The organism is Leptolyngbya sp. FACHB-711 (assembly GCF_014695615.1).
Classification (GTDB): Bacteria; Cyanobacteriota; Cyanobacteriia; order Elainellales; family Elainellaceae; genus Leptolyngbya_A.
Genome location: NZ_JACJOR010000355.1, coordinates 1 through 10,518, shown reverse-complemented (window position 1 = coordinate 10,518; position 10,518 = coordinate 1). Strand labels below are relative to the sequence as shown.

Genomic DNA, 10,518 nt, shown 5'->3' with positions numbered 1-10,518 from the left:
CGCCTGAGGTGAGGCGGTGTTGATAGCGTGGGAGAGGGGCAATCAAGGGCATCGAGGGTGGGGCATATCGGAGGGTTGAAGGGAACTTGCAGGTTAAAGTCTGTTCAAAATACCGTATCAATACACCGTAAAGATGCAAGAAAATTTCGCTTTTACAAGCTTTGCCTGGTTAAGGTAGGGGGACGAATAACCGGATGTAAAATCTGACTACTGAGGCGATTCGGGCAATGAACGACAGTAAAGCCTTGTTTGACTACTGGTATGAGCAGGTTCGGCTGAAGAATCATGAGCTAGTTCAGGTTGCGGGACATGTTGAGACCTATAAGCTGCGCCACGAATGTACCAACTACGATGAGCTCCGCTTGAGCCGTGAAGTTCAGCTTTTAGAGGAGCCAGAGCGCAGCAAAGTTATTGCCATCATTAAATATGAATGCACAGCTAAAGTTTTACAGTACCGGGCAGGTCGGTTGCGCGATCGCGCTAATCAGCTTTCAGAAACTTGCGGTGAGCTAGAAACCCAAAAAACGAAGCTGCTTCGCTTGATTCAGGCATTGCAGGCAAAGCTGTTTGGCAAAGATAAAGAACTGGAGCAGTATAAAGCTCGCATTGCGATCCTGGAAGCCGAGAATGCAGCCCTTCAAGCCGATGCCGAGAATAGCCAGGCTGAAGTACAACTGCGAACAGAGCTAGAAAAGCTTCAGAAACAATACGATGCCGTTGAAAAGCGTAGGCGTGAACTTGCTCAAAACAACAAGAGTTTAGGCGGCAGAGTTGCCCATACGCAGCGTTATAAACGACAGCGAGATGAAGCAATGATTCAGGTGAAAGAGCTACGAGCGCAGCTTCAATCGCTCACCCATGAGAATCAGCAGCTCCGTGCTGAAAACGATCGGCTCCGTCTTGCTTTGAACAGGGTGGAGAATCAGGCAGCTCTCTAGAGCGAGGATTTTATTGTTATGAAACTTCAGGAATTAAAAGCAAAGGTCTACGAGCTAGCAGGGGTGACAACTCCTAAACCGCTCAAAGCAAAGTATGAGTCAATTAAAACGCTAGATTTGCGCCGTAAAGCCTCCTGGGAAAAAGCATTGGCAATTGTTCAGGAGCAGCAAAACAGCTTTGAGAACTGGGTAGAAAATCCGCCGGATGAATACCAAGAGCTATTTGCCCAGATTAAAACTGTCTCGGCAGACTACAGTGAAAAGCTTGAAAAAGTGAAGCAGATCGGGCAGGAAGTTGCTGTCATGGCTGACAGTCTTGAAGAACTTTCGCACGAGTACCAGGAAGAAGCCGATCGCCTCCAGCAAGAAGTGATTGCAGCCAAGCAAGCGGCGGAGCAGTCCCAGCTAAATTAGCCTGAAGTCGCCGAGTAGAACGGTTGCGATCGCGCTTCAGCTCCTAATTCTGCACAAAATCTCCTCTGACCCAGCCTGTCGCACCCGACTCAAACTGGACACTGTACCAGGTGTAGCCGTCTGCTCCCTGAGTGCGATCGACAATGCGAACCGGATCGCCTGCGTAAGCCGTGGTTTGAACCGGGGCATCAATATCAGCAGAGGCTCGGACGTTGATCGATGCGTCGGGATCGCTGGCAGTTAGGGTACTGGATTGAGAATTAGGCGATTGAGAGGATTGAGCCGTTTCAGGACTGGCTTCGGAAGTTGGGCGATTTGCGCTGGGCTGGGTGGTGCTATTGGGGGCTGAGGCAATGGAGCTGGGTTGGGCAGCGCTGTCGGAAGTTGTTCCGCCGGTTGGGGAACTGTTTGAAACTAAGTCCCCACGTACCCATCCGGTCACGCCTGCTACGGTTTGTACGTTATACCAGGTGTAGCCATCACTGCCCGAACTGCTGCTTAAAATTTGAATCGATTCGCCGCTACTGCCAACTTCCTGAACCGGGGCATCGACACTGGCACTGGTGCGAATGTTGATCGGCGATCCGTCGGCCGTGTTGAGTGTGCCGCTTCCGGTTGCCTGAGTTGCAGAGCTGGGCTGGGGCGAAGGAGAGGCGGCTGGGCTGGCGGTTGGGCTGGCGGTTGGACTGGTTGAAGGGTTGATGCCGGGGGTTGGGCTTTCGGATGCCTGGGCAACTGGCTGAGCGTCTACCGTGCCGCCAACAAGCTGAGCAAACTGCTGTGCCTTTTCATAGCTCGTAAAGCTGGCAACTTGAACGGTCGGCTCGCCTGTGATCGCCTGAATCGTGCCGATCGCATCCTGACAGTATTTGGCACGAATCTCGTCTAGATTGCCGCCTTTGATCACCACGGGATACCAGGTTGAGGTCGGAGTCGTTTCCCGATCGCTGCACGATGCCTGAGGAAAGCTAAACTCAGCAGGCGAGGCACTGGCAGAAGGACTGGCTGCGCTATCGAGGGGAACGCCAGGAGCATCGGCTCCTAGGTTGTAGCTGGGGCTGGCAACGCAAGAAGCTAACAATCCGGCGATCGTGACCGCAAAAAATCGCTTGCCAGTTTGACGGGGGGTTAACTGAGGAGCTAGCCGCGAGCAGCGAAGGCGAAACAAGTCGATCGAAGGAACAACCATAGAATGCCGTGACCTGCAAAGACGAAAGCGTTAGAACTAAACCAAAGCACCAATAGATTAGCAGTCCTCTGCAAAAATGGCGCAAGTCAGAAGGGAGATCACCCGTATTATTAAAATGAATCGGTTTATTGTAGTGCAATGCAAAAGCTTTTGATCACGGGCGCGAGTGGTTTTTTGGGATGGTATCTCTGCCAAGCTGCCCAAACCGATTGGGAAGTCTACGGAACCCATCATCGGCAGGCGGTCAATTTGGCAAAAGTTCACTCGCTGCCGATCGACCTCACCGATCTGGATGCCCTGAAATCGCTGTTTGCCACCGTTCGACCGGATGCGGTAATTCATGCGGCGGCAGTGTCTCGCCCCAAGGACTGTCAGGATGATCCGGTGCGATCGTACCAAACGAATGTGGTTGCTTCCTGTAATATTGCCGAGCGATGTGAAGCGGCGGGAATTCCCTGCGTGTTTACGTCTTCGGAGCTGGTGTTTGATGGGCTAAATCCGCCCTATCGAGAAGGCGATCCGGTCAGCCCAATTAATCTGTATGGCGAACAGAAAGTTGCTGCCGAATTGGGAATGCTCGATCGCTGTTCTCAAATGCTCGTTTGCCGGATGCCGCTGATGTTTGGCAATGTGCCCCATGCTGAGAGCTTTCTCCAGCCGTTTATCCAAAGGTTGAGATCCGGTGAGCGGCTGAATGTGTTTGTGGATGAGTTTCGCACGCCTGTTAGCGGAGAAGATGCTGCAAAAGGCATTTTGCAGATCATGGACAAAGTGCGGGGCAGGGTGCATCTCGGTGGGAAAGAGCGGCTGTCACGCTACAAATTTGGGCAACACCTGGTCGCAGCCCTCGATTTACCGGAGACGATGCTGAACCCCTGTCGTCAAGCAGATGTGCCGATGTCTGCCCCTCGCGCCCCGGATGTTAGCCTCGATAGTTCATTGGCGTTTAGCCTGGGATACAATCCGACTCCTGTAAAGGAAGCATTAGCACGGCTGCTGCATCCTGCTGAAGAATAAGGCGTTGAGCGATCGTCACTTCAGAAGCGAATCAAACAACAAATGAAACAAGGTAAACTTTTGTAAACAAATACTTCATCCTTACTCTTCATCTTTATCGCGACTGAAAGCCCATGATGACTCGCCGTACCTTGCTTCAGCTTCTACAAGCCTGCTGTTTTGCCCTGCTAGTTGCCCTCAGCCCCATCGCCCCTGCCTTTGCCCTGGGCGGACCTCAGCCGTCGATCGATCAGCCTGCGCCCGACTTTACCTTGCCCACCAACAGTGGAAACGGCACAATTTCCCTCAAGGACTATCGCGGCAAATGGGTCGTAGTCTACTTTTATCCTAAGGATTTCACCCCCGGCTGCACGCTAGAGGCACAGCGATTTCAGCGGGATCTGCCTAAGTACAAAGCGCGAAACACAGAAATTCTCGGCATTAGTGCCGATGATGTGGATTCTCACACAGAGTTTTGCGACTCTGAAGGGCTAAAGTTCCCTCTGCTTGCGGATACCGATGGAGCTGTGAGTAAAGCCTATGGCTCCTGGCTAAGTCCAATGTCGCTGCGTCATACTTATCTGATTGATCCAAACGGGATTTTGCGCGATCGATTTCTGGGCGTGAGTCCCGCACTCCATAGTCAGGAAGTGCTGGCGCGACTGGGAGAGCTGCAATCTGCCTGACCAGGATGATTTTCACAATGCTCGATTATCCCTTTGGGGAACTGCAAAATAAACGCATGGCTCGTTTTCGACAAAAGCTGATGATATGGCTGAGCGTCCTGCTGCTAACAACCTGCTTTTTTGCCCAGCCGTCGCTTGCAGCCTATGATGTCATTGCGAATCATCCCGATGAGCCGTTTCGCAGCGTTTTGTTTCGCTCGAAGCAGAGTTTGCGCGATCGATCGGGCAATTCCTGGCAGGTCGTGGTGTTTCGCTACGGCAGTCCCGAAGGATTAACCCCTGTGACACTGAGACTTGTTGGGTTTCCGGGCATTGTTACATTTCGCCATCCTCAAGATCTAACCCTCACCAGCGAAGCCAGAAGCTGGCAGGCAGCAGAGCGACCCACCCCCCAAACTGCCGTGCCAAACGTGGGAGAGTACGACCTGACGAAGATCGTGCAGCAGTTGCCAATTGGAGGTTCCCTCAAACTGCGGCTGCCCCTGGACGATCGTTCTGAGGTTTTACGGGTTCCAGGTTTTGTTGTGCAGGAATGGCAGCAGGTCGCTAGGGCAGAGCCTTAAACACTCCTGATTTGAAGCTTGATTTAAGTTAGAGGAATTCTGGGTAGTATAAGTTAGGCATGGAGATTGCTAACCCCTCCCATCACCTGCCCGGTTGCCGCACTTTCGGAGCCGTTTCTCAGAATTGTGGCTGATTTCATTATCCTCTTCGATCGCAACTTCTCATGCAGACTGCTGCGTTTAGTGAACTATTTCCTCTGTTTAATGCCGCCAGTCCAGAGACGATTGAGTGGCTGATGTCCAATACGGTCGAGCATGAGTATCCGACCGATCGTGCAGTGCTGATGGAAGATGCCTGGGGCAATGCCGTTTACTTTGTTGAATCGGGATGGGTCAAGGTGCGTCGTCACGTCGGGGGAGGGTTTGTGACGCTGGCGATCCTAGGACGCGGAGACTTCTTTGGTGAGATGGCAATTCTGGACGAGTCGCCGCGATCGACCGATGTAATTGCCCTGTCTTCGGTCAAGCTGCTCAGCATCTCAGCTCAGCGATTTATCCAGACGCTATTTCGCGACTCCCAGCTTCATCACCGAATGCTTCAGCTCATGGTACGACGGCTGCGGCAAATGAATGTCCGCTTTCAGCTTCGGCATCAGCCCCCTGCCATCAAGCTTGTGAATACACTGGTATCACTAGGTGAGCATTACGGAACTGCCACTGAGTACGGCATCGAGGTTCTTAATATTCCCTTTAAAGATCTGGCAGATGTGAGCGACATTACGGTTGAAGAAGCTGCCAAAATCATGGAAAAGCTGCACGCTAAAGGCTGGATCAGGGTTGTGCCTTCTCGCAATGCGATGTTTCTTACGAACATGAGGCAGCTGGCTCATCTGGCAGGCAGAACTCAGTAAGTCATACAGCAAGTCATACAGCAGGTCAGTGGTCATCACCGCGAAGACGTACTACACTCAAACCACACCCTATCGTGAGTTCTCAAGATGACCGGAGTGACTGAAACGCGCCCTGTGGCTCGATCGCGTACTCATCTGACGCTGCACTATCAGGTGGCGATGCCGCAGCCGACTAATCATCTATTTGAAGTAGCGTTACGGGTGCAGGGCTGGCAGGCGGACGTACTGGATCTGAAAATGCCCGTCTGGACTCCCGGCTCGTATCTGGTGCGCGAGTATGCCCGTCATTTGCAGGATTTTGCGGCAGAAGCTGACCCGTCTTCGATGGCAGCAGGAAGCGATCGCCCGCTAAGCTGGCGCAAGGTGAGCAAAAATCACTGGCAAATTGATACCGCAGGCGTTTCAGAACTCACGGTGCGCTACCGCATCTTTGCCAACGAACTCACGGTTCGCACAAATCATTTAGATGCGACGCACGGCTATTTCAATGGGGCAGCCCTTTTCTTTTACGTCCCCGGCTACGAGAAGCAGCCTTTGCAGGTGACGATCGTTCCCCCTCACGCCGACTGGCAAATCGCCACCCCCCTACCACTGATGACCGGGCAGGAAAACACCTTTGAAGCGAAGGATTTTGACACGCTGGTCGATAGTCCGTTTGAGGTGGGACAGCAGGAGCGATACGAATTTGAAGTGCTGGGCAAACCGCATCACTTTGTCGTTTGGGGACAGGGCAATATTGAACCCGATCGGGTGATTGCTGACACGAAGAAAATTATTGAAACCGAAGCGAATCTATTTGGCGGTCTGCCCTACGATCGCTATCTGTTTCTGCTGCATCTCACGTCTCAAGGCTTTGGCGGATTGGAACACAAGAATTCCTGTTCGCTGATTTATTCCCGATTCGGCTTCCGCTCAGACGATCGCTATCACCGCTTTATGCAGTTGGTGGCGCACGAGTTTTTCCACCTGTGGAACGTGAAGCGAATTCGCCCCAAAGCGTTGGAAGTGTTCGACTACGAGCAGGAAAACTATACGCCATCGCTCTGGTTTAGCGAAGGGACGACCAGCTTTTACGATCTGGCGTTTCCGTTCCGGGCAGGTCTCTACGACGCGAAAACTTATCTGAGTGAGCTGAGCAAGGAAATTACCCGTTACCTCACCATCCCCGGACGCAATGTGCAGCCCTTGAGCGAGTCGAGCTTTGATGCCTGGATCAAGCTTTACCGCCGCGATAACAACAGCGACAACTCACAGATCTCTTATTATCTCAAGGGCGAAATGGTTTCGCTGCTGCTGGATCTGCTAATTCGCGCTAAACACCACAACCAACGATCGCTCGATGATGTAATGCGGCAACTCTGGCAGCAGTTCGGCAAGGATGAAATTGGCTTCACTCCAGAACAGCTTGAGTCTGTGATTCAGACGATTGCGGAAGAGGATTCAACCGACTTTTTCAATCGCTTCCTGCACACCGTTGAGGAACTGCCCTTTGATCAGTATCTGGAACCCTTTGGACTGCGGCTCCAGCCCGAAGACACCAGTGGACATCCGCCGTTCCTCGGACTGACCGCCAAATCTGAACACGGGCGCGAGATGATCAAATTTGTGGAAAGCAACTCTCCGGCGCAGCAGGCAGGCATTGACCCCGATGATGAGCTATTGGCGATCGATGGCTTACGAATTAAGGCAGATCAGTTAGGCGATCGGCTAAAGGATTACCGAGCAGGGGACTTGATTCAGGTGACGGTGTTTCATCAGGATGAGCTGCGAACTCGTACCGTGACATTGGCGGCTCCGCGTCCGGCAAGCTATCGACTCGTGGCAATTGATTCTCTTTCTCAGACACAAAAGAAACTGCTGCACGGTTGGTTAGGCGTTGAGACAATTTAGGCAGAAACTCAGGATTGCTCCGGTTCAATCCCAAGTTCTCAAAGTGGGACGGCGAAGTCATCGCATCGTTTAGCAACGCCTGTTGTGCTGAGCAGTGAAGCTGAATCCTGTCCATCCCGTCTTGTCTATAAAATTCTGTCTATAAAAATCTTGTCTATGAACTTGTCTATAAAAAGAGCAGCCCCGAAACTCAGGACTGCGGCTTAGGTGCATAAGGAGCGCACTTTTGATACCTTACGCGCTTTAGAGAGACGATCGCCTTCAGTTACAGTTTTTGATACGCCAAAGATTCGCCTAATTTTTTACGAGTTTGTCAAGAGGGTGTCGGGAACTTCTGCAAATTTCTCTGGTCTAAGAAGGCATGAGCTGAACAAATGGCTAATGCTTCAAAGCCCCGTGTAGAGCAGATTTATACCATCTCACAGGTAAGCTTCGATCGCATCCAGCACAGCCGTTCTGTCACAAGAATTCACGATTCGCATCCCAAAAGGACATTCAATCATGTCACGCTTTCACGCATGGCAGTCGGGTACTGCCGTTTTGTCCGCTTTCGCTGTAATTGCTGGTGCTGCTGCACCAATCGTCATGCAGGCTCCGGCTCAGGCACAAGTTGCTTTTTCTGATGTTTCGTCGGATTATTGGGCACGTCCCTTTATTCGAGAACTTGCCAATCGCGGGATTTTGAGCGGTTTTCCAGACGGCACATTTCGCCCGAACGATCCGGTGACTCGCGCTCAGTTTGCGGCAATGGTGCGTCAGGCATTTCGTCGATCGCCCGTTCGGGAAGCCGCCAGCTTTATGGATGTTCCGTCAGACTACTGGGCATCCGCAGCAATTCGAGATGCCTACACCACGGGCTTTCTTTCGGGTTATCCAGGCAATATTTTCCGTCCCGATGAGTTTATTCCCCGTGCCCAGGTTCTCGTTTCGCTGTCCAATGGCTTAGGCTACAATGCGGCGAATGCAGTCGATAACACGCTGCGAACCTACAACGATGCAGGCTCAATTCCCGACTGGGCAAAAAACAGCATTGCGGCTGCAACTGAAAAGAAAATTGTGGTGAACTATCCCGATGTGCGCGCGCTGAATCCGAATCGATCGGCGACTCGTGCTGAAGTGGCAGCCTTTATCTATCAGGCGTTAGTCAGTTCGGGTCAGGTTTCTGCAATTCAGTCGCCCTATGTGGTGGGTCAAACGGGGACAACTACCCCGCCTGTAACGGGAGGTGTGCAAATTCCCACCGGAACCACAATTCCTGTTCGCTACAGTGAGGCAGACAAGATCTACATCTCACCTGAAGAGCCGGAACCCGTGCCTCTGACGCTCACCGTGGGCAGAGACATCGTGGCGCAAAACGGCAGAGTCTTGATTCCTGCAGGCAGTCTCGTTTCGGGTGAACTGCGAGCCGTACAGGGCGGGGCACAGTTCTTTTCCCGGGAAGTGATTTTGACGAATGGGACCCGTTTACCGATCAGTGCGTCTTCGTCGGTCGTCACCAACACCGAAACCGTCAGACGGGGTGCAAACTTGCTGGAACTCCTGGCAGGAGCCGCCCTGGGAGCTGGAGCTGCTGCTGGAATTGCTGCTGTAACAGGAGATGAAGCAATCGCCACTGAAGAAGTGCTGGGCGGTGGAGCGGCGGGCGCATTAGCCGGACTGTTCCTGGGACGCAATCGAGTAACGCTGCTGTCGATTAGCCCGAACACCGATCTCGATCTACGGCTGACTTCTCCGCTAGCGGTGCAATAACTCAAAACGAGGGGGTAATCGCTCATCTCCTGACAGGGAGAATGTGAAGCACTTACCCCTTCAGAAAGCTGCGAAGTGATCGCCTCTCTTTCTGTTCCACCCAACCTCCTGTATGAATCAATTCATGCTGGAGGTTTTATTGCTGAGCGTGAATTCTATATCAACGCTAGATAAACAGCAGCAGTGCAGCATATCCGGTTGCCCCGAAAGCAAATGTCCAGAAACGGCTATCTCGCTCTTCGGGGAGTTCTTCTTTCAGCACGTTCAGCACGATTCCGCCTGCCAGAAAGGAAAACAGCAGCGCGATCACCGCGTGGGGAACTTCAGAATGACTGCCGATCGCCCAACCTGCAATCACGGTAGCGGCTAAAATCCAGCGTCCAATTTTGACGTAAGCCTTTTTGTGGTGCTGGTGTAAGCCGTAATCATTCACCACAAAATGAAGTGCCATTGCAAAACTAAACAGTAACAGGCTGGCATATCCAGGTTCTTCTCGATGCAGGAGCAGATAGCCAATGAGCAAGTTATACAGCCCAAACGAAACGATGTGTAGCCAAAAGACTTTTGCCTCTGTTACATCTCCATTGCCCGCTTCTTGACTACGCTGACGCGAGATTTTTGCCACCCGTTCTAATCCATAAAACATCGCCAATCCAAGCAACGCCATTAAATAGACATGGTGTTCTAGAAAGGCAAGCTTTTCAGGAACGCTGTCCGGCAAAGTGGTTTGAAAGTGGCTCAAGTCCGGCAGAATGTGGACAAACACATAAGCGACCGACACCCCGCTGCCGAACGAGAGCCAACGACTTCGTGGCGTGATATCTAGAAAACGAAGCCGATAAGCAAAAATGTGAACCAGTGCCAGTCCGATCGCCAGTAGCCCAGCTAACGGAATCAGAGTTGTACTTGGAATTTCAGCGTCTAAAGCCAGAATAATCACAGTAGAAAACTCCTGGCGTTCCTAGAGCAGCAGTTAGCGAATCTTCAGCAAAGCAATCGATGTAGCGATCGGGCTTCCTCTTAAAGGCAATTGGTTTGCAGCGTTTCTATGTCTTGTCGTCAAAGTAGTCAAAGCAGTCCAATTTTTCCTCGCTCTTGTGGGGGATCTCAAGCAAGTCTCACCGTTCCCTGTCGCAGGATTTTCCAGCCGATGCCTGTCCACTTGACGACGGTTGAAGGCAAGCCAGAGCCAACCATCGCATCCGGGTCTTGGGTCTGAGCAAGCTGCTGTTCGATCGCCCG

10 protein-coding genes are annotated in these 10,518 nt (G+C 52.1%); 8 read left to right on the top strand and 2 right to left on the bottom strand.

What is annotated here, in order from left to right:
• Positions 1-227: 227 nt before the first annotated feature.
• Together H6F80_RS14690 and H6F80_RS14685 are read left to right on the top strand one after the other, a co-directional pair.
• Positions 228-938 (top strand): hypothetical protein, encoded by a 711-nt coding sequence (locus tag H6F80_RS14690; protein ID WP_190792278.1) that lies wholly within the window; start codon positions 228-230, stop codon positions 936-938.
• Between the two features lie 18 nt (positions 939-956).
• Positions 957-1,352, top strand: a complete 396-nt coding sequence (locus tag H6F80_RS14685; RefSeq protein ID WP_190792277.1) for a hypothetical protein — start codon at positions 957-959, stop codon at positions 1,350-1,352.
• 43 nt (positions 1,353-1,395) lie between these two features.
• Here H6F80_RS14685 and H6F80_RS14680 read toward each other — a convergent pair whose 3' ends face one another.
• Positions 1,396-2,541, bottom strand: a complete 1,146-nt coding sequence (locus H6F80_RS14680) for an SH3 domain-containing protein (RefSeq protein ID WP_190792276.1) — start codon at positions 2,539-2,541, stop codon at positions 1,396-1,398.
• 138 nt (positions 2,542-2,679) lie between these two features.
• Here H6F80_RS14680 and H6F80_RS14675 point away from each other — a divergent pair, with 138 nt between their 5' ends.
• The 6 genes from H6F80_RS14675 to H6F80_RS14650 all read left to right on the top strand — a co-directional run bounded on the left by H6F80_RS14675 (position 2,680) and on the right by H6F80_RS14650 (position 9,276).
• Positions 2,680-3,558, top strand: coding sequence for an SDR family oxidoreductase (locus H6F80_RS14675; RefSeq protein ID WP_190792275.1), 879 nt, complete (start codon positions 2,680-2,682; stop codon positions 3,556-3,558).
• A gap of 116 nt (positions 3,559-3,674) precedes the next feature.
• Entirely contained in the window at positions 3,675-4,223 is a 549-nt protein-coding gene (locus tag H6F80_RS14670; RefSeq protein WP_190792274.1) for a peroxiredoxin, read from the top strand.
• 17 nt (positions 4,224-4,240) lie between these two features.
• Positions 4,241-4,786: a DUF3122 domain-containing protein gene (locus H6F80_RS14665; protein ID WP_190792273.1), complete on the top strand. Its 546-nt coding sequence runs from the start codon at positions 4,241-4,243 to the stop codon at positions 4,784-4,786.
• 164 nt (positions 4,787-4,950) lie between these two features.
• Positions 4,951-5,637 carry a Crp/Fnr family transcriptional regulator gene (locus H6F80_RS14660; RefSeq protein WP_190792272.1) on the top strand — a complete coding sequence of 229 codons (687 nt, stop codon included), beginning with the start codon at positions 4,951-4,953 and terminating at the stop codon, positions 5,635-5,637.
• A gap of 87 nt (positions 5,638-5,724) precedes the next feature.
• Entirely contained in the window at positions 5,725-7,527 is a 1,803-nt protein-coding gene (locus H6F80_RS14655; RefSeq protein ID WP_190792271.1) for a M61 family metallopeptidase, read from the top strand.
• Between the two features lie 501 nt (positions 7,528-8,028).
• On the top strand, positions 8,029-9,276 hold the full coding sequence (locus H6F80_RS14650) for an S-layer homology domain-containing protein (protein ID WP_190792270.1): 1,248 nt from the start codon (positions 8,029-8,031) through the stop codon (positions 9,274-9,276).
• A 166-nt stretch (positions 9,277-9,442) separates the two neighbouring features.
• On the opposite strand, the gene H6F80_RS14645 is transcribed toward H6F80_RS14650, so the two are convergent.
• Positions 9,443-10,216 carry a hypothetical protein gene (locus H6F80_RS14645; RefSeq protein ID WP_242067368.1) on the bottom strand — a complete coding sequence of 258 codons (774 nt, stop codon included), beginning with the start codon at positions 10,214-10,216 and terminating at the stop codon, positions 9,443-9,445.
• Positions 10,217-10,518: the final 302 nt, after the last annotated feature.